Annotated in this window: 21 protein-coding genes and 1 tRNA gene; 11 read left to right on the top strand and 11 right to left on the bottom strand. The window is 41.0% G+C overall.

The annotated features are described in order from the left end of the window. Positions 1-63 precede the first annotated feature (63 nt). Positions 64-771 (bottom strand): phosphopantetheine-binding protein, encoded by a 708-nt coding sequence (locus AY607_RS05175; protein ID WP_064095888.1) that lies wholly within the window; start codon positions 769-771, stop codon positions 64-66. 161 nt (positions 772-932) lie between these two features. Between AY607_RS05175 and AY607_RS05170 the strand changes: the two genes are divergently transcribed. Then, positions 933-1,550, top strand: a complete 618-nt coding sequence (locus AY607_RS05170) for a trimeric intracellular cation channel family protein (protein ID WP_064101961.1) — start codon at positions 933-935, stop codon at positions 1,548-1,550. Positions 1,551-1,989: 439 nt separating this feature from the next. Beyond that, a complete protein-coding gene (locus AY607_RS05165) occupies positions 1,990-2,718 on the top strand; it encodes an N-acetyltransferase (protein WP_064095886.1) in 729 nt (242 codons plus the stop codon). Positions 2,719-2,984: 266 nt separating this feature from the next. Here the strand turns inward: AY607_RS05165 and AY607_RS05160 are convergent, their stop codons facing one another. From AY607_RS05160 to AY607_RS05145, 4 genes are all read right to left on the bottom strand, one after another. Next, on the bottom strand, positions 2,985-3,401 hold the full coding sequence (locus AY607_RS05160; protein WP_064095885.1) for a GlcG/HbpS family heme-binding protein: 417 nt from the start codon (positions 3,399-3,401) through the stop codon (positions 2,985-2,987). Between the two features lie 130 nt (positions 3,402-3,531). After that, positions 3,532-4,833, bottom strand: coding sequence for a glutamate-1-semialdehyde 2,1-aminomutase (hemL, locus tag AY607_RS05155; protein ID WP_064095884.1), 1,302 nt, complete (start codon positions 4,831-4,833; stop codon positions 3,532-3,534). Between the two features lie 38 nt (positions 4,834-4,871). Beyond that, positions 4,872-5,492, bottom strand: coding sequence for a thiamine phosphate synthase (thiE, locus tag AY607_RS05150; protein ID WP_064095883.1), 621 nt, complete (start codon positions 5,490-5,492; stop codon positions 4,872-4,874). A 564-nt stretch (positions 5,493-6,056) separates the two neighbouring features. After that, entirely contained in the window at positions 6,057-6,440 is a 384-nt protein-coding gene (locus tag AY607_RS05145; RefSeq protein ID WP_064095882.1) for a DUF962 domain-containing protein, read from the bottom strand. 327 nt (positions 6,441-6,767) lie between these two features. Between AY607_RS05145 and AY607_RS05140 the strand changes: the two genes are divergently transcribed. After that, complete coding sequence (locus tag AY607_RS05140; protein WP_064101960.1) at positions 6,768-8,225, top strand: CYTH domain-containing protein; 1,458 nt, start codon at positions 6,768-6,770, stop codon at positions 8,223-8,225. Between the two features lie 141 nt (positions 8,226-8,366). Next, positions 8,367-9,821 carry a CYTH and CHAD domain-containing protein gene (locus AY607_RS05135; RefSeq protein ID WP_064101959.1) on the top strand — a complete coding sequence of 485 codons (1,455 nt, stop codon included), beginning with the start codon at positions 8,367-8,369 and terminating at the stop codon, positions 9,819-9,821. 19 nt (positions 9,822-9,840) lie between these two features. On the opposite strand, the gene AY607_RS05130 is transcribed toward AY607_RS05135, so the two are convergent. Then, complete coding sequence (locus AY607_RS05130) at positions 9,841-10,473, bottom strand: hypothetical protein (RefSeq protein WP_064102159.1); 633 nt, start codon at positions 10,471-10,473, stop codon at positions 9,841-9,843. 110 nt (positions 10,474-10,583) lie between these two features. Between AY607_RS05130 and AY607_RS05125 the strand changes: the two genes are divergently transcribed. Both AY607_RS05125 and AY607_RS05120 read left to right on the top strand, forming a co-directional pair. Then, positions 10,584-10,973 carry a DUF3144 domain-containing protein gene (locus AY607_RS05125; RefSeq protein WP_064101958.1) on the top strand — a complete coding sequence of 130 codons (390 nt, stop codon included), beginning with the start codon at positions 10,584-10,586 and terminating at the stop codon, positions 10,971-10,973. A gap of 118 nt (positions 10,974-11,091) precedes the next feature. Next, positions 11,092-12,156 (top strand): amidohydrolase family protein, encoded by a 1,065-nt coding sequence (locus tag AY607_RS05120; RefSeq protein ID WP_064101957.1) that lies wholly within the window; start codon positions 11,092-11,094, stop codon positions 12,154-12,156. A 338-nt stretch (positions 12,157-12,494) separates the two neighbouring features. Here the strand turns inward: AY607_RS05120 and AY607_RS05115 are convergent, their stop codons facing one another. Beyond that, entirely contained in the window at positions 12,495-15,266 is a 2,772-nt protein-coding gene (locus tag AY607_RS05115; protein ID WP_064101956.1) for a M16 family metallopeptidase, read from the bottom strand. Positions 15,267-15,401: 135 nt separating this feature from the next. Further along, positions 15,402-16,223, bottom strand: a complete 822-nt coding sequence (locus AY607_RS05110) for a PhzF family phenazine biosynthesis protein (protein WP_064101955.1) — start codon at positions 16,221-16,223, stop codon at positions 15,402-15,404. Between the two features lie 118 nt (positions 16,224-16,341). Between AY607_RS05110 and AY607_RS05105 the strand changes: the two genes are divergently transcribed. The 4 genes from AY607_RS05105 (at position 16,342) to AY607_RS15205 (ending at position 18,483) form a co-directional block, all read left to right on the top strand. Further along, complete coding sequence (locus AY607_RS05105; protein WP_064101954.1) at positions 16,342-16,929, top strand: flavin reductase family protein; 588 nt, start codon at positions 16,342-16,344, stop codon at positions 16,927-16,929. Positions 16,930-17,054: 125 nt separating this feature from the next. Continuing rightward, positions 17,055-17,789, top strand: coding sequence for a hydroxyacylglutathione hydrolase (gene gloB, locus AY607_RS05100; protein WP_064101953.1), 735 nt, complete (start codon positions 17,055-17,057; stop codon positions 17,787-17,789). A 250-nt stretch (positions 17,790-18,039) separates the two neighbouring features. Then, positions 18,040-18,198, top strand: coding sequence for a hypothetical protein (locus AY607_RS15210; protein WP_225215734.1), 159 nt, complete (start codon positions 18,040-18,042; stop codon positions 18,196-18,198). An 18-nt stretch (positions 18,199-18,216) separates the two neighbouring features. Then, entirely contained in the window at positions 18,217-18,483 is a 267-nt protein-coding gene (locus tag AY607_RS15205; RefSeq protein WP_227509964.1) for a GNAT family N-acetyltransferase, read from the top strand. Positions 18,484-18,595: 112 nt separating this feature from the next. On the opposite strand, the gene AY607_RS05090 is transcribed toward AY607_RS15205, so the two are convergent. Beyond that, a complete protein-coding gene (locus tag AY607_RS05090; RefSeq protein WP_064101952.1) occupies positions 18,596-18,979 on the bottom strand; it encodes a VOC family protein in 384 nt (127 codons plus the stop codon). Positions 18,980-19,322: 343 nt separating this feature from the next. Then, entirely contained in the window at positions 19,323-19,595 is a 273-nt protein-coding gene (locus AY607_RS05085; protein ID WP_064095873.1) for a hypothetical protein, read from the bottom strand. Between the two features lie 432 nt (positions 19,596-20,027). Here AY607_RS05085 and AY607_RS05080 point away from each other — a divergent pair, with 432 nt between their 5' ends. Next, positions 20,028-20,231: a hypothetical protein gene (locus AY607_RS05080; RefSeq protein ID WP_004280022.1), complete on the top strand. Its 204-nt coding sequence runs from the start codon at positions 20,028-20,030 to the stop codon at positions 20,229-20,231. Between the two features lie 151 nt (positions 20,232-20,382). On the opposite strand, the gene AY607_RS05075 is transcribed toward AY607_RS05080, so the two are convergent. Next, a tRNA-Leu gene (locus AY607_RS05075) sits at positions 20,383-20,467 on the bottom strand.

Genomic DNA, 20,467 nt, shown 5'->3' with positions numbered 1-20,467 from the left:
GCATTTGTGTAAATGGTGATGAAATTTCCGATTTAGCGCATAAAAATGCTCAATCACAGTCCATCAAGCGGAGGATTGTAGAATGAAGCCTACCAACGCATGCAAAGATGGATACTGTAGTACATCTTCATAACGGATATTTGCACCATTGGCACGCCATATACCAACCAGACTGACCACTGCAACCGAATCCAGTCCATACTGTCTGAGGTCGACATGGGGATCAATATCCAGTGCATCCATATCCAGCTGTTCAGCCACTGCTAGCATGATGCCTTTGCTGGACAATATATATTCTGACGGCGCACTCAAGTTCCATAATCGCGTCAGGCTATAGCTGTTCATATGATGCAAGCCTTGTGCCGAGATATTCTCGATCCACTGGATATGCTGCTCCTGACTGGACATCAACATGGCATCATCGATAATACATATTTGCTCAGTCACGCTTTGCAGATGCGGTAATATCTGTTTCAGCATCGGCGTCACTTGCCCGGCAAAAATCAGCTGCGAATGAGTTGAGGCATATTCGCCGAGTTGCTGCATGCCCTGTATCAGGTCATCGCCATAGAGATCGACAACAGGAATGTCCAGTACTTTGGCTTTATTGCTGGTCTGGATCAGGTTGGCCATAAGATCGCTGCTCTCTATGCCTGACATCATCCTTATATTTTGTAGTCCCACCAGTACCAGCACCGATTGTGTCGATGATAGCTGCCATTTGGCTTGAGATGGCGCAAGTTGGATTTTTTTGGGCATTGGGTATAGCATGAGAGAACTTCTATTTAGCTTCGTACAACATTGCTGTATGCTAGCCTAAATTATATAAATTAATAAATTTCTGATTAACACTATAAGATCAAAAATATTCTAAAAACGCTAGCCACATAAAAAAACCGTCAATTACCGACATATAGTAAATCTTAAAGCCTATGGATATTTTACTTCACTATATTGATTTAGCTGGAACTTTTGTTTTTGCCTTAAGTGGAGCAATGCTAGGTATACAAAAAAAATATGATATTTTTGGGATATTCTCTTTAACTGCTATTACTGCAATTGGTGGTGGCGTTCTTCGAGATTTATGCCTTTCTGCCACCCCTCCCTCAGGTCTCATTAATGAAGAATATTTTATTGCAATATTTCTGGCATTCCTACTCAGTATCTTATTTCAAAATATAGTTTATTCTTTAGATAAAGCGTCTTTATTATTTGATGCCTTGGGATTGGGATTTTTTGCAGCCTTTGGGGCAAATAAGACTTATGCTCATACCGGTAGCGTACAACTTTCGATTATCATGGGCTGCATAAGTGCGGTGGGTGGAGGATGCCTGCGGGATATTTTATGCAAACGTACACCGATTATATTTACGAAAGAAATCTATGCAAGTGCTGCAATGATAGGTGCTGCAATTGAAGTTTTAGGTTCAAGTGGTGTTATTTCATCTGCTTATAGTATTTGGATTGCTATAATTACCTGCACTTTAATCCGTTTATTTTCATTGTATTACGGTTTAAATTTACCAACAATAAAGTTAAAGCCAAAATAGTTTCTAGAAATTCTGAAGTGCACTCTCCTAATTTTTATTACAGGTGAGTTATTTAAGTTAAACAATCTACCCTAACCCGCATACTGCTTAAGCCGATAAGTCGCTTACTCGAATAACCGGTTGGTTTTGATGGCATTTTTGGCAAGCACACAGGCAGAAAGCATAGACTGTGTGGTAATAATCTCATGGTTATTAGTATTCCCTTTTTTTTAAATTAATTTCGTATAAAAATTTTTCTATTAAATGAAAATAGAGTTTTGTAGATATGTAAAAGTAGATGATTATTTACCCTTAAATACCTACTATGTTAAAGGAAGTCAAAAACTAGAAAATATTGGGTATGAAATATAAGAATTATAGCTATCATTTTTGTTAACTACTCAATTCGCAAATTTAGTTTTTTAATATGTGCTGCTTATTAGTTGAGATTTTATTAATTATGAATAATTCAATACATCCAACAGCCATTATTTCAGAGAAAGCTATTTTGGGTAAGAACATTAGCATAGGTGCCAATACTATAATTTATGACACTGTTGAAATTGGTGATGATTCTTTTATCGGTGCCTTTTGTGAGTTAGGAGTGAATAATCACTTATCAGAAGGTCAAAAATTAGTCTTAGGTAAAAATTCACACATTAGATCCCATAGTATATTTTATGAAGGGTCTGTATTTGGTGATGGACTCATAACAGGTCACAGAGTAACTGTCAGAGAAAAAGTTTTAGCTGGTAAGAACCTGCAAATAGGAACTTTGTGTGATTTACAGGGACATTGTGAAATCGGTGATTATGTCCGTTTTCATAGCAATGTGCATATTGGACAACATAGTAAAATTGGAAATTTTGTCTGGATCTTCCCCTACGTGGTTTTAACAAATGATCCCTACCCACCAAGTGAGATACAGATGGGAGTAACTGTTGAAGACTTTGTCTCTATATGCACGATGAGTGTTATTTTACCAGGCGCCATAATATCTGAAGGTTGCTTAATAGGTGCTCACAGTTGTGTAAAAGGTATCACTGAAAAAGATTCAATTTATGTTGGCAGTCCAGCGAAGAATCTGGGTTCAACATCACGTATAAAACTAGAAGATGGATCGACAGCTTATCCATGGAGACATCATTTTAAACGAGGTTATCCGGAAGAAGTGACTAAGGATTGGTAAAATAATAAAAGGTTCTTTATTTGAATACTTTTATCCTGACTGAAATTAAATGATTATTTAATAATCTATTTTAAAATTTTCTAAAAAACATCATACAAGAAATACAAAACTCTATATTTTATCCGATTCAAATCAATCTCTTAATTTATATTAAAAAGCCCAAGCCTACCGACTTAGGTTTTTTAATAATTTTTTGCATTCCATTCTTATCTATATACCAATCAAAATTAATTTATTTCGTTTAACTGGTAAAGGTTTATTAAAAATTAGGCAAACTTCGCCAAAAACCTCTCAATCGCTACCTGCGCAATTTCTGCATCCTGAAACGACTTTACACCTGACACGCCCATCGCACCCACCAACTGCCCTTGGTACAGAATTGGCTCACCGCCTTCTAGCATCCCCGAGAAAGTCTCCATGGTCAGAAAACCCATCTGTCCGCCTTTGATAATATCTTCAAATAGCTTGGATGGACAGCGACTCATGGCAGAGCATCTGGCTTTTTCAATCGCCAGATTTGCAGTCATTGGTGCTGCGCCATCCATGCGCTTCATCACCAGCAAATTACCGGTTTCATCCACTACAGTAATGCTGACATTAAAGCTATTCTGCATCGCATATTGGTGCGCTGCATCTAATAAAAATTCCGCATCACTTAAAGTCAAATAATGTTTGGTTTTCATGAAAAATAGTCTCGAATTTTAAATGTAATCTCCCCTAACCCCTCTTTAGTAAAGAGGGGAACTTTATTTATTCAGTTGAGGTTCCCTCCTTTTTAAAAGGAGGGTTAGGGAGGATTTAAAAAATTAAAATTTATCCTTTCATCTCAGCAAAAGTTTCTTTTGCGGCCTGAATGGTAAATTCGATATCTTCATCAGAATGTGCTGCTGACATAAAGCCGGCTTCAAATGCTGAAGGCGCAAGGTTTACGCCACGATCGAGCATACCATGGAAGAATTTACGGAAAGCATCGACATCACATTTCAACATCGAATCAAAGCTGGTGATGTCTTCCTGGTCGGTAAAGTACAGACCAAACATGCCACCAACCTGTTGTGTCTTGAATGGAATGCCTGCCTCATCCGCAGCAGCTTGCAAACCAACCAGCAGCTTCTCAAGTTGAGCAGACAGTTTCTCGTAGAAACCTGGTTCACGCAGATGTTTAAACATCTCAATCCCGGCACGCATCGCCAGCGGATTACCCGACAACGTACCTGCTTGGTATACTTTACCCAGTGGTGCAATACATTCCATCACTTCACGCTTACCACCGAAAGCGCCCACTGGCAGACCTGCACCAATAATTTTACCCAGTGTGGTTAAATCCGGAGTCACGCCATAATGAGCCTGTGCGCCACCCAGCCCAACACGAAAACCTGTCATCACTTCATCAATAATAAACACTGAACCATGCTCATCACAGACATCCCGAATCGCTTGCAGGAAACCGTCAATCGGTTTCACCAGGTTCATGTTGCCCGCCACAGGCTCAACAATCACGCCGGCAATTTCAGAGCCAAACTTGGCAAAGCATTCTTTTAAAGTGGCGATGTCATTATATGGAAGGGTTAAGGTGTGTTTGGCAAAATCCGCTGGAACACCTGCAGACGTCGCTTCCCCTTCTCCACTGGTCAACAAGCCTGAACCGGCTTTTACCAATAATGAATCGGAGTGACCGTGATAACAGCCTTCAAATTTTACAATCTTGTCACGGCCAGTATAGCCACGTGCCAGACGGATCGCAGTCATGGTCGCTTCTGTACCTGAGTTGGTCATGCGAACCAGCTCAATCGATGGCATGATCTCGCAGATAATGTCTGCCAGCGTGGTTTCATGAACTGTGGGCGCACCAAAACTCAAACCGTCTACTGCAGCATCCTGAACCGCTTTAATAATCGCCGGATGCGCATGGCCCAAAATCATCGGCCCCCATGAACCTACATAGTCCACATAACGCTTACCATCTACATCATAGAGATATGCACCTTGGGCTTTTTCGATAAAGACCGGTGTACCACCGACTCCATTAAATGCACGTACAGGTGAATTGACGCCACCCGGGATGTGTTTATTGGCTTGTTTGAACAGTTGTTCTTGCTTTGGAGATAAGCTCATGAAGGCACTCGACTCAAAATTAAATCAATCAAAAAATTTTATGCTGTAGCTTGAAAAAGCGCAGACCATTCATCTAAACGTTCAGGAATGGCATTCATAGGTAGTCCCAATATATCACTAATCACCGCACAATAATCCGCACCTGACTCAATGACTTCTTTAGAATTTTCAACCGTTAAACCGCCAATGGCACATAAAGGTACATTTAATTTCTCTTTGGCCAGTTTTAAGGTTTCCAGACCAATATTACCGGCTTCTGGCTTGCTGTCAGTGGCATAGATTGCGCCGAATGCCACATAATTTGCACCATCAGCAATGGCCTGTTCAGCCAGCTCAAGTGAGTTATTACAACTACGGCCAATCAACACGCCTTTAGGCAAACGTGCTACAGCATCGACAATCGAACCATCATCCTGGCCCAAATGCACACCCACGCCGTATTTAACCGCCATTTCAAGATCATCATTAATCACGAAAGGTACACCATATTCAGCACACATGGCTTTCATATACTCGATTTCGTAAATTTGATCTTCTTTCGCCACTTTTTTACGACGATATTGCAAGACCGCAACACCACCATTGGCCATGGCACCTTCTAACTTTGCCAACAAAAGCTCTAAGGGATCATCATTGGTAATTAAATATAAACCGCGCATCTTGCTCGCCACTTGCTAGGATGGCTCTATTATAGGCATAACTGGGTTTGATTTCCGCAGTCCTGCTATTTTCGAGCCTGAACAGCTACAAATTTGCAGGTATTTAGAACACTTGATCCGTTAAATTTCAAATGTCCCTATATCTTGAGAGGTAGCCCGATCGGCAGAAAGTAACTTAAATAAGCTTAGAAATAAAAAATAATTATTTGTGTTGCTCACATTCGCTCTCTTGGATTTTTAAGTATTCTTTTATAAAGAAGAGATGTTTCAAAGCCAGATGGGTTCTTTTACTTTCGGTTCAAATCCGCACGTTTTCGTCTACAACCACTTAGTCAAAATTTTAATTAAGTATTTGAAATTTAATTATTATTAAAGAAATATAAAAAAAGCCTGGAGAAGGTCGCTCCAGGCTTGGAAAACTGATGTATTCATTAAAATATAACGTTTGATCAAAAAGCTGGATCAGCAATAACACAATTATTAGAATAATAAATCTAGACTTGCAAGTCTTTTATCGAAATTTCATGCTTTAAACGCACACATTCCGATGAACGTATTTTTCGCTCAACTGGAAATCTTATCGTGTTTTTGGTCAAGCAGACTGATATTGCCACGTAGAACATCTGCAAACATCCTCCAGTCCGAGATAAAACTATATAGCGGTTGTTTAAAACTGGCCGGTTTATTGCGCTCAAAAATAAAATGACCAACCCAGGCACAGGCATAACCAGACAGCAGCCCATAGGCAAAATATCTAGGCTTGCCTTGGCGAATGGCTTTGGCAAAACAGTATAGTCCAATGCTACTGCCTGCTACATGCAGACGGCGGCTGACAATATGTCGATGCTCGGTCAAATAGAAGCGATAAAATTCATGATAATTTTTAATCGGCATCTGTGGCTGAACCGCGACCACATTATTTTTTTCTGGTTGTACTTGTACATTCATTGCTCATCATCCTGACGTTTTTGTTTTACCTTAGCGTATATTTTAGCCAAATAACAGTTTTTTAAATCTGTACTTCTCTGCTTTTCGAATGTCCTCGGGACACCCTGATCACTATCATTTGAGGCCCATACGAACCAATAAAAATGAATCTTAAAACTTCTGTTCAAAATTTTTATATTCAGGTCAAGTCTTACATGTATTTTGATTTTGGTTACAATCTGCTACGCGCACATCAAAACTATAAGTACGGCTGCTGTCCGCCTTTTCATAACCTTATTCAAGTGAAGATTCAGTGCTTGCTTATACTGAACAGATAGGATGATTCTCATGGTTGAAGTTGAACTCAAGTTCCAGATTCCTGCGGCACGACGTACTGCGCTGCTTAAGGCACTTGATCCGAAAAAGTCTCAACAGATCCAGCTTCAAGCGAAATATTATGATACTGCCGACCGCCAACTTGCCCGGCACGGAGTAGCACTGCGTCAACGTCTGGAAGGCACATGTTGGGTGCAAACGCTGAAAGCGGCCGGCAAAAGCCATATCGAGCGTTTTGAACATAATCATAACTTAGGAGAACTCGCTACACCTCCAGAATTGAATCTAGATATTTACAATGAATATCCCGAAGCTTGGGCAATTCTCAGCAATGCGCTCGGCAATCAGTTTGACCAGCTACAGCTACAGTTCGAAACTGACATTTCCCGTACTTTAAGGGTGATTGAATATGAAGACACGCAGGTTGAAGTTAGTCTGGATATTGGACAGATTCGCACACAGCATGCCGAGCAACAGGTACATGAAGTCGAGTTCGAGCTAAAGAATGGTTCCATTCAGCATCTGCTGGCTTTTAGTTTTGAATGGGTCAAGAAATACCAGCTCTGGCTCGATGTCCGCAGCAAGGCCGAAATAGGTAATTTATTGGCCGCTTCACAGCGGGTTAGTCCTGCGACTCTCAGCAAAGAATTCCAGATCAGTAAAAAAGACAGTGCCAGTAAAACCATGTGCAGTCTGATTGCACAGCAGATGCAGCATTTATTACCAAATATTGCGGCAATCGCGGATCAGATTGCAGAGCAGGAACATATTGATCAGGCACAACTGGCACTGGATCAGCTGCATCTGACCCTGCTGCTGTTCAAAGACTGGCATCCTCAGCTTTCCGACAAATGGGTGCATCAGCTGGCGGCTTTTAAGCAGCAATTTGAGCACCTGCAACATTTACAGCATATGCAAAATAGCCTGGCGGGCTTCCTGCAAAATCCCACTACCACAGAAAACCTGGCTAAAGATATTCTGTATGCTCAGGAGAAACTCGCCAATCTGGTCAAGTCCACCCAGAATGTGCATCATTATCTGGAATTGCTGATGTTCAGTTTAAGTGAAAATGAGCATGCCTCACCGGACTTAAAAACTGCGGCACAAACCACCTTGCAACAGCAATATAAAGCCCTACAAGAACAAATGAACCAGACGAACATCACGGATTTTGATAGTCTAGATCAATTGGCCACCCGGATTCAGGAGCTTAAATTCAGCTTTCCGATTTTAACCACAATCTATGATGTCAAAAATTTGCAAAAATACAGCAAAGCACTGAATGATGCACAACTGGCAGCCGATGAATATCAAACCTTGGCATCTTCGGCGGTCTATATACAGCAAACTGAGCTGGAAGCGAGTGACTGGTTTGTTCTGGGATGGTTGACTGCCAAACAGGAGGTTTATGCCCAGAAACTGCTTGAAGCGACCGAACAGTTCCTGGTGAGCCGTAAATTTTTAAAATAATTATATTGAAATAAATTTCACGAGAAATAGCTTAAGCACACCTTCTGTAGTGTGCTTTTTTTGTTGCAGAAGCACATCACAACCTTGCTAATCTTTGGGCTATATTAATCTGTAAACCCAACATCGCGGAGGAATAACCCGATGGCAGAAATAGAACTCAAATTTCAGATCCCACCCCAGTCCCGGGTACAATTTGAGCAGGACATTCAGAAACTTCAGCCGACTCGGCATCGCTTGTGTGCCAGATACTTTGACACTGAGACACAGCAATTACAACAACATCAGATTGCACTCCGACAACGTCTGGAAGACCAGCAATGGATTCAGACACTGAAAGCAGCGACTGAACACCACTTTGAACGTTTTGAACTTGAACATGAGTTAAAAAGCCCTCCTGAACATTGTGACTTTCAGTTATACCGCAAACATAAACCGGCCAAAAAAATCCTAAAACAGGCGCTTGGTGATTTGGAGACGCCCCTCATTCTGCAATTTGAAACAGATGTCGCGCGATATGTACTCACCGAAAGCCATCTGGACAGCCAGATTGAAATTGCTTTTGATGTCGGTGAAATTCGCCACAATAATCAAACCATTGATATTTATGAGGTTGAATTTGAGCTTAAATCCGGTCAATTGAGTGAATTAATTGATTTCATTCAGCCTTGGGTACAACGTTATGCTTTATGGCTAGATACCCGGAGCAAATCGGAACGCGGCTATACCTTGTTACAGGAGGAAGAGAATCTTCCGGTTCAGTATCAACTTCCCTTAGTGCTTGAACAGAAAGACCAGGTCAGCACGATTTTGCAAAAGATTGTTGCCAATTGCCTGGCTCATCTTTTCCCCAATGCTACTGCAATTGCAGCCGAGACTTATAATAGTGATCATGTGCATCAGGCACGTGTCGCGATTCGGCGTTTGCGCAGCGCATTTAAAATTTTCCAGTCCGTGACCGAGCATGTGCAGCCTGAATGGCAGGAACAGCTGCGGGATATTTTCCAGCAGCTCGGTTCTACCCGAGATCGAGATGCTCTGGCAGAAAGTCTGATTCCACAACTGGAAAAAGCAGGTTCCCCCCTATTGAAATTGCCGCCACACTCACAAAAACCGCCTGATATTAGTGCGTTGTTCAGAAGTCCTGCTACCGTAACATTAATGCTGCAACTGCTCTGTTTTAGCCTGGAGGAAATGCAGGACAAGACCCGGTCTTCTCATAAGATATTACGTAAAGGTCTGAGCAAGCTGCATCAGCAAATCTGTGAGGATGCCAAGAACTATCAGGAACTGGATATTGAATCCCGGCATCGGACACGCAAACGGGTCAAGCGCTTACGCTATAATGTAGAATTCCTGCAAAGCTTATTTCCCGAAAAAGAGGTGAAAGCTTATTTGAAAGCCTTAAAGCCCTTACAGGAAAGTCTGGGGCATTATAATGACCTATTTGTAGCCCAAGAGCTATTCAGACCTTACGTCAAACAACAGGGCAAGGCCTGGTTTGTGCTGGGCTGGATAAGCGCGGAGCAACAGCGTTTGTCGAGCGAAGCAGCAGAACGTTTACAGCAGTTTGCCGAAAATACCAAGCCCTTCTGGTAAGACGGGCTCGGTCACTGCTCTACCGATATTTGCCGAATACTTTCCAGATATGGTTGTCTGCCAGAGGATCGTTATAACTGTCACTACGCTGCTTGCGTGGCTTATCGCGTGCATCGATCAGCTCAAAATGTGGCTCGACACTCAGTACAATCCCATTGACGTAAAAACGGGTGCGCGTATATTCACTCTGGCCATGCTGAAACACATAAGTGCGCAGATCAACAAATTCACGGTGTGCCACTAATGCTGCGGTATCGTCACTATCCAGCCACTGCCGCATGGCAGTAACCTGCTCGGGTTCGAACTGGCCGCATTTTTCGATCAGGCTGGTGACCCCACGAAAAGTTTTGGATTCTTTGGCACGGGTTTTATTGATCCGGATCCGGTCAACATGAAAGTAAAATAGCGGCAGGTTTAAATGGCTCGGCAAATGGATCGCATCCAAGATTTCATCTTCCATAAAAGGCTGAAACAGATCCTGTGCCCTTTCAATCAGACCGAGCCACTGACTATAGTATTCATCTACCTGTGACTGGCTGCCATAATAAATCGGCAAGCCTTCAACATTGGCCAGATTTGCCGGTGGCCAGATATTCTGGCGCAATAAGGCAATATCACTTTTTAAACTTTGTACCGCAATCGCATCCTGCATGGCATTCACTTTTATATGCTTAGGCTATTTTTAGATTAAGGCAAAGGTTTAGTTTCTGCAAGGCTTTGCCTATAATTAGCGATTGAGATTTTAGTGTTAGGAACAAATTCATGGTTCAAAAGATTGAAGCAACCGATGTAACCGAAGAAGAAGCGTTAAATGCGGCATTCTTTGAACGTGCTGATGAATTTATTCAACAAGCCAACGAGTTTTGTCGCGTAGAAAAAGGCTCACAGGAAAAACCAAGCGATAAGCGCGGTCAAGTCAGTGCAGCGATGTTATTTGGTACTGCCCGTTTCAATACCTGGGTGGCCGCAAATAATTTTAAAGATGGCAACGAGATGCGTGATGCCAAAGATCAGGTCATGTCTTATATCTTGCAGCAATTTCAAATGATGCTGGAAGATAACTATGATGAATACTGTGAACAGTTCGAAAACTATTTACGTTTCCGTCACAATGAAGAGTTTCATGCTAACAAGCACAAGCATGATCATTGATTAAAATACGAAAAGCCCTACGGGGCTTTTTTTATTTGCTGTAATTTATCATATTGACTTTAAAGTGATTTAAGCACTATATAAATTGAATAATAAATAAACTAAAACAAGGTATAGCATGCAGCAACTTCCCTTCCCGATCATTGACCCGCATATTCACCAATGGGATCCGTACAACACCCCACATGCAGCAGCACTCGCGGTCAAGCTGTTTGGCAAACATCCTAGATTGCTGGACAAGATGGTTCGACTGTTAAAACCCAAAGATGTCATTGAGACCATTGGCCTGACCCAGCACCTGACTGCACCCTACCTACCTGCAAATTACAAGAGAGATGCAGGACATTATGAAGTAGAGCAAGTTGTGCATGTTGAAGCCAGCTGGCATGACCATAAAGGCACAGGCGTGGTGGATGAAACCTGTTTTATCGCTGGACTTCCTTTTGATCAGTATAATATCCGGTTAGGTGGAATCGTCGCCACGGCAAATCCACGGCAGAAAAATTTTAAACAGTTAATTGAATTGCATCGCGAAGCTTCTCCCAAATTTCGCGGCATCCGTAAAATGGCTGCAGTACATCCGGATAAAGGGATTCATGTCTGGACCGATGAACCGCATCTCTATCGCAACAAAAATTTCCTGAAAGGCTTTGAGGAACTGGCCAAGCAAGATTTAAGCTTTGATGCCTGGGTGTATTCTCCTCAGATTACTGATGTTACTGCGCTGGCCAAAGCCTTTACTGAAACGCCCATCGTGCTAGATCATCTTGGTACGCCCGCAGGTTTATTTGGCAAGGTGGGCAAAGCTACAGGCAAGACCAAACAAGATCGCACCCAGATATTTGCAGACTGGAAATATCAGTTGGCAGAACTGTCTGAATGTCAGAATGTATCGACCAAAATGTCTGGTCTGTTTATGCCAGTCTTGGGACATGATTTTCACACGCAAAAACGGCTGGCAACTAAACAGGAATTAGTCGAATGTGCCGCACCCCTGATCCAGCATGCCTTAGACTGTTTTGGTTCTGGGCGCGTGATGTTTGCATCCAACTTCCCAATGGACAGTGTCAGCAGCTCACTCACCAATATTATTGATGCCTTTAGCGATATTGTTCAGGCCTATGATGAAAACGCACTAAAGTCAATTTTTTATGAGAATGCTAAACGTTTTTATCGACTTTGAGTGGATGAGGACATATTAAGTTGGATAACAGATTCCAGTCTAAATACCCCTTCAGGCAAAGGCCTATGTATTTTACTCACTATTATTTCAAGCTGGATAACGTCTTATTATTATCAAATGGTGATCCATCATTCTTTTGATCGAGATATTGCTTTCGTTTCAGCTTTGATTGGCTGTGGAATATTGATTTTTCTTCTTATTGTATCTGTTTGAAGTCTGCCCCCTTATCTATCCTTGCGGGCATAATCGGAGGGATTATTTTTAGCCATAGAGCAATCTATAACATAAAGCTCAAATAAATAAAAAACCCCCTCATTTGAGGGGGTTTTTTATCAACACTATGATGTTTTAACTTGCTTACCATACTGATCAGCCATCACTTCAACCAGCTGGTCGGGCTTGATGTATTTTTTAATCATGGCATCAATATCAGCTTTACTCAGTTTAGCAATCGCCTGATCACGTTTTTCCCGATAAACCAGATTACGGTCCTTTTCCAGCTGTGGAATCAGCATAGTATGAATACGGCGATCATCTTCCAGTGCAGTTAAACGCTGTTTCAAGATACTGGCTTTTGCCGCTTCGACTTCCTGTTCAGTCACGCCACGTGTCAGCAGTTCATTCAGTACCTTATGCACTGCTTGAGAAACCTGTGCGGATTTTCCAGCCGTATAATTGGCACTAATCATCATGGCGCCCACATCTGTCCATTCATCGAGTTGCATATCTGCACTAAAACCATAGACCAGGGCATTTTTCTCGCGTAGTTCTTGTGCCAATCGTGACGACAACTGTGAATCACCCAGAATATATCGAAATACCTGTAATGCAGGTGCATCGGCATGATCTGCGCCGACCGGCATGCTCATGAATGCCTCATAACTCCCGAATTCACGCTGCTCGGACAAAGCATGAATTTTCTGGGCTGGATAGCTCCGATATTCCGATTTCAGACGCTCATAAGGCTGTGCAGCTTTCCAGTCTGAAAAACTTTTTTTCAGTACATTTTGCATCGATTTCGGATTAAATTCGCCCGTAACCGCAATTTGCGCATGCTGGGTTTTTAAAAACTGCTGATACAGTGCCACAACCTGTTCGCGAGTCACTTTCTGATACTGTTTTTTGGCCAGTTCAGGCTCGAAATGGAAACGCAGATCGCCAGGCTGATAGATCTCGATCGTTCGGGCCATCGTCAAGCTCGACACCGTATCTGGTTCGGTATAAGGACGATCCAGGCTGGATAAAATTTGCCCCTTGATCAAGTCAAACTGGCTTTGCTCAAATGTAGGGGCTTTCAGCACATCAACCACATACTGGAAAAACTCTTCAAACTTTTCTTTTTTAGCGCTGATTTGCAAGGTCAGGCCATTACTGGATGCACTGGCAGTCGCAGAACCACCTACCTCAATAATTTTATCGGCAATCTGCTGCAGACTCTGGTCTTTTGATGCGCGTAACAATAAGTAAGCCGTCAGATCCAGAATCTCACCCTTATTCATCAGGCTTTGTGCAGTACCAAAATCTAGAGAAATTGTGGCATAGACTTTATCATCGCGTGTAGTGGTCGGAAACAGCGCATATTTAATGCCATTTTTTAACTTGCCACGCTGAATCTGTTTGTCTTTACTATGCAAATACTGTTTGGACTGCTGTATATATTGTTTTACTTCAGCCTGATAGACACTGACATCTTTCAGTGGCTCTTCTGCTTGCACCTGCTGATCCAGGGTTTTTGCCGGTGCTTCTGTTTGTGCAAGTTCCTGTGCTTTCTTCTGATCTTCCGGTGTAGGTAAGATATTGCCAGAAATACGGTATTCAGGTTTAAAGAAGTTCTTAAAGTCCTGATTGACCTGATTCACACTCAGGCTTTGAATTGCGTTCAGATCTTTAAAATACTTGCTCCAGTCACCCGAATACGTCACAGCATAATCACTTAAACGTGAACCCAAAGCAGTCGCGCTACTTTTAATATTATCTGCCTGATTCCGGGTCAGATTTTTAGCCCGATCCAGTTCTGCCTGAGTAAAAGGCTGGTTCTTTTCTACCCCCTGAATCAGCCCCTGTTCAATATCCTGTGGCTGATGATTCGGGGCATAGATTGCCCCCATAAACACCAGATTGAAGTCTTTATCAAGCCAGGTACTGGATTGCACCGCTGTTGACTTCCCAGTTTCCACCATACTCTGATAGAGATGCCCACTTGGCTGCAAAGTATAGAGCGTTGGCGAAACAGCCAAAGCCGTTTTAATGTTTTCTTCTGATTGGTTTAAATAAATATTAAACCTTGCCAGATCACTACCTTTTCGCACGGTAAATTCACGCTGTTTGATCTGCTCGGGTTTAAGCGCCGGCACTTTCACTTGCGCCGGTACATTTCGGGACTGAATCGGACTGAAATGCGTATCCAGCTGTTTTAATACCTCTGCCTTGTCAAACTTGCCCGAAATCACCATAAAGGCATTATTCGGTGCATACCATTGACGGTAAAAACGGTTTAATTCCTGCATATTGATAGATTGCAGTTCATTCAGATCACCAATCGGCAAACGGCCTAAATACTGATTACCATAGGCCGATTTAAATACCTGATCGATCAATACCGAAAATGGCTGGTCCAGCCGGATTTCACGCTCACGTTTTACAATATCAATTTCAGTCGGTACATATTTTTCCTGAAGCACCAGCTTGTCCATGCGTTCGGCTTCCAGAAAAATGACTTCACTTAATGCTGTTTTTTCAGGACGGATCACATTGGTATATTTGGTCGAGTAATAGTCGGTACTGGCATTGGTCATCAAGGTGTATTGATCCAGTCGGCGCTGGAACTCATCCCCTTTGACATTTTCTGTACCTTTAAAGGCCAAATGTTCCAGCAGATGGGCCAGTCCACCCTTACCTTGAGGATCGTTCAGGGAACCGGTCAGATAGACCGTATTCATAAAAATCTTATTTTCTTTATCATTCGGAGCCAGAATAATACGTAGTCCGTTATCTAGGCGATATTCTTCAACATTTTGTTCAGTTTTCACCAACACAGGTTGTGCAAAACTCAGCACACTACAGCCAGACAATGTGATAGCCAGACTTAAATTTTTATAACGTAGCAACATTATTCATCCAAATTATAAAGGTAAATTTTTATTCATGCTCATCTTGGAAAATGATTCTTTTACCAAATAGCCTATTCCAAGCCGACTCATCAAAATAACATGTCGCCTCATCTGACAACATGTATATCTATGTCATTAAATATAAATTTCTGCCTGCATATATAATTTCCCATAACCTGAAATTTCAATACGCTCCTGATCTTGCAAGGCACAATACAGTACGCCACCACGTGCTGATGCCTGATAGGCGACCAGTTCATTTTTACCCAGTTTTTCGGCCCACAGCGGTGCAATTCCGGTGTGAATCGAACCGGTTACCGGATCTTCATTGATGCCATTACTCGGTGCAAAATAACGTGAAATACAGTCGTATTGCGTATCTTGTGAAGTAATTGCGACATCTAAACAGGTATTTTGAGCAGTAATGGCTGTACGCTTACCATTCAACTGTTTAAGCAGTTCAAAATCAGGCGTTTCATCCAGCACATCCTGTACCGATTCATATTCAACAATATAGCCCTGTGTATTCAGATAAACCTGTTTAAACGGTTTATTCAGGGCCTGTCTTAAAGCTTCAGGATATTCAGCAACTGGCTCTGCACGACGGATTGGAAAATTCATTCTGATCTTGCCATCTGCATCCTGACTGACCACAAAAATACCTAAATCTTTCACATGAAAATAAATCGTTTTCCCTGTACCAAACTGATTGAATAATACAAAACTGCTGGCCAATGTCGCATGACCACAAAAATCCACTTCCCTGGTTGGGGTAAACCAGCGAATGGCATAATTCTCGTTATCCATCACTTTAACAAAAGCTGTTTCAGACAAATTATTCTCCAGTGCGATATTTTGCATCAGCTCATTTTCGAGCCAATCCTCCAGTACAATCACGGCGGCTGGATTGCCTTTAAACAATTCTGTAGTAAACGCATCGACTTGGTACATTTTCATTTTTTGAATTCCTGAATTCACGATCTCTAGTTTAAAAGCTTTTTTGCAAGAATAAACTTGAATATGTTAATGATCTCATTAATCTAGCCTATTAAATAAATAGAGCAAATGGTGCTGCATGACAAACTTCCATCTTCAAAGTGTTCCCTTAGAAAAAGCTTATCGTCTGATTACCCATGGACCTACTGTGCTGGTATCTGCTCAAGACCAGCAGGATACAGATGTCATGGCAGCGGCCTGGGCATGTGCACTGGAATTCAGTCCTGCCAAAGTGACCGTGGTGCTGGACAAAAGCACCAAAACCCGAAATATTATTGAAAATTCAGGTTATTTTGCTCTGCAAATTCCGACACTGAAACAGCTGAATATGGTCTATTATCTGGGCACACAGAGCCTGTATGATGTGCCGGAAAAAATGGCACAATCCGGAGTAGAACTATTTCATTTTCCTGATGCGGATATTCCTGTAGTACAAGGCTGTGCGGCCTGGATACTTTGCGAACTGATTCCCGAGCCGCATAACCAGCAAATGCATGACCTGTTTATTGGCAAGGTGATTGCAGCCTATTCCGATGATCGGGTCTTCCGCGACGGCCACTGGCATTATCATGAAGTGGATGAAGAATGGAAAAGTATTCATCATGTAGCCGGTGGGCATTTTTATACTATTGGTAATGCGGTGAGCATTGATGCTCCTGAATCTTGATTTTTCTATATCTTTCTATTCAGCATACATGGAAGTCATTCTGGTTTAACAGATACTATCTAGCAACTCCAGAATACCTGAAATTATGCTACTTTATTCCTAATTTTGATTTGATGTTATGCGCTATGATGCCTTTTAAAATTCACTGTATTGATGTCCAGAATTCACTGCAAAATTATATCTGGTTGCTTGAACATACCGTGTCACATCAAGTGGCCGTGATTGACCCAACTGAAGCAGACTTGGTACACGCCTATTGTGCCGAGCACGATTTGATCATAAGTCAAATCTGGCTGACGCACTGGCATAAAGACCATATTGGCGGTGTGCCGGGGTTAATCCAGGGGAAAAATCTGCCTGTGTATGGCCCACGGGCAGAACTAAGCAAAATTCCGTTTATCACCCATCCACTTGAGCATGAAGAACAGTTTAATTTTCATGGAATAGATATTCAGGTGATTGCTGTACCTGGGCATACACTTGGCCATATTGTCTATTTTATTGATGCAATTGATGTGCTGTTCTGCGGCGATACTTTATTTGCTATGGGTTGTGGCCGGGTTTTTGAAGGAACGTTTGAACAGATGTATCATTCACTGTCTCGTCTGGCTGCCTTGCCGCCGCGCACGCAGGTGTATTGCACTCATGAGTACACCTTGTCGAATGCGCAGTTTGCCAAACACGTCGAACCAGATAATCCTGAAATTCTGGAACGCTTCGAGCAGATCGAGCGTTTACGTATGCTAGGCCAGTGTACGCTACCAAGCAGTATTGAAATTGAATTGCAAACCAATCCTTTTCTTCGTGCAGAGAGCGTGGAGGAATTTCAGCGTTTAAGAACCTTAAAGGATGAATTTTAAATTCAATACAAAGTTAAAAATCAACCTTTAGATCAATACTATTTAATCATAGGCACTGTATAGTGTGTGCTTGAAGGCCTCGTATCACTTTTATATAAGGTAGAATCTATTGAACATTTACCTAAAAAGAGATTACTGAGCCATTTTCTTTCTTATGATTAACCCTGAGATATAAAATACTTGTCCTAGAGATAATCCTATAGAAATAATAAGTTTAACTATATTTATAAAATCAAAGGAAGGTAGCGAAATGGAATATCCGGTTATAGAAAATATTAGAATAACAGATAATAAAAATGAGATAGATCTAGATAAAGTTCATCATTTCTTAAAAACCACCTATTGGTCTAAAGATATTCCAAAAGAAGTCGTTCAAAAAGCACTTAGAAACTCTTTAGTGGGTGGATGATTAGCAGAAGATCAGCTCATCGGCTTTGGCCGCCCCATTACAGACTATGCAACATTTGCTTATCTTGCGGATATTTATGTTAAACCTGAATTTCGTGGTAAAGGCTACTCTAAAGTAATCATAAAGGCTCTTTTAGATAAAAGTGGATCAGAAATTTTAAGACGCATTCTTTTAGCAACGGCTGATGCTCATGGCTTGTATCGTAAATTTGATTTCAAAGACTTGGGTAAACCCGAAGATTTTTTAGAAATCAACAAACCTCAAATATATCAGCAAGTCACTTGAAAATATTGCAGTAGTATAAATAAGCGGATAAAAATTTAAAAAAAATCATAGCTTCAAATGCTTGGATTTATATAGGGTGTATTATATTAATTCTAGTATTCTTAAATAAAAACTAGTCAAGGTAGTTAGCTATTTCTATTAAATTATCATCAGGATCTCTAATATATATAGACATGATATTTCCAATAGCACCTGTACGTTGAACCGGCCCCTCTTCAATATGAATATTAAGATCATTTAAATGCACAATAACCATAGCTAATGGGGTTTTCGCGATAAAGCATAAGTCAGCAGATCCTTTTGTGGGATGCCTCGCTTTAGGCTCAAATTCATTTCCAGCTTGATGTAAGTTTATTTTTTGCTGCCCAAACTTTAATGCTTTGCGATCATTTCCGAAAGAAATAACCTCAAAATTAAGAACCTGACTATAAAAATTACACGCTTTACCTATATCGGCAACAGTCAAAACTAAATGATCTAAATGTGAAATTTCCATATGAGTTCTCACAATCTTGTAAAGGATCTAGTTAATTACATCGTTTACTAAATTTAAGTTATTAAAATCCTCTATGCTGTTGGCGACTTGTTAAAAATGAAAATAAATTATTTCATTCAGTGTACTGGAGATTCTCTAAAATTAAATTTATAAACCTCTAGTAGAAATATTGGGTTGTTCCAAAATAAAAATATCCCCTTTTACATTATGACATACCAATAAAGTCGCCAAACTTTAAGAGTAACATTGGTTATGTCACCCCTAATGATGCTATGCGAGAGCAGAAACTTAGAGCTTGAGTTCTATTTACCGGAACTGATAGCTTATGTACCAGTAAGTAAGATTAAAGAATCTGATTGCTTTGTGCATAGGTATCCAGTTCCTCTTGATTAACCACACGCACCGCCTGCATTTCATCAATACGTACCAGCAGCAAACCACCTAAAGCAGGTTGATAACGACGGGCACTCCCAAAAGGCGTATAGGCCACTTTCGACTGAACACTAAAATATAACCAGTCTTCATGTCCCAACATTACAGCAACCGGATTAATTCCTTGCTGTTGCATCAATTCAATTTGCTGTTTTACATACTGTTCAATGGTTACTTCAGTCATGGTGCGGGAACTCAGTCTGAGAATTATATTCATGCCAGTATAAAACATGTAAAATCAGACTTAAGGGCAGAAAATCATCAACCAGTATTTTGGAATGGATTGAATTAATGAGAAGAAATATTTTCATTTTATGGTTAATTTTTTATTTTGACCTTATGGAAAAAATTTAAAAACAGATCATATGAGATATAAGCTATTGAATTATAAAATTAATTATGTATTTCTATCTCATTTAAATACTTAATATTTAGTTACAACATCTTCAATACTATAAAAATCATTTACTTAAAGCTTAAATTGATTTTTTCTTACTCACGCAATGTTCACTATACATACAAATTCATTTAAATTAATTTAAATAAGGTTAAATGCCCTTTAAAACATTATTTTTCACCCTTATTTAAGATTTAACAATGATGAAGGAGTGATCTCGTGAAAAAAGTGGTTAAAGCTAAAAATTTGATTGCATTTCGACTATGGTTAGAAAAATTGGGATATTCGGTACGTACCCTGGCGGATGATCGTGGTTTCAGTTTCAGCTTTAAGAAAGAATATGGCTTGGTCACCTGTGATCTGGCAGGCAATGCCTTGGCCTTACAACTAGGTGAGGAATTTGAAGACCACCTGAAAGCCTGATTACTTCTATTTAGGAGTAGAAAAATAAATTAATTTCTCCACTGATTCAGTAGCACTATTCTCTAGTTATTCAGCCCATTTCGATGGGCTTTTCTTTTTTGAGAAATCTTGAGCAATAAAAAAGCAAGGCATTAGCCTTGCTTTAATATGATGGTGGGGACGGAGAGACTCGAACTCTCACACCTCGCGGCGCTGGAACCTAAATCCAGTGCGTCTACCAATTTCGCCACGTCCCC

The organism is Acinetobacter sp. SFA, assembly GCF_001647535.1.
Classification (GTDB): Bacteria; Pseudomonadota; Gammaproteobacteria; order Pseudomonadales; family Moraxellaceae; genus Acinetobacter; species Acinetobacter pecorum.
The sequence above is the reverse complement of the archived record's forward strand: the minus strand, read 5'-3'. Positions and strand labels throughout refer to the sequence as shown.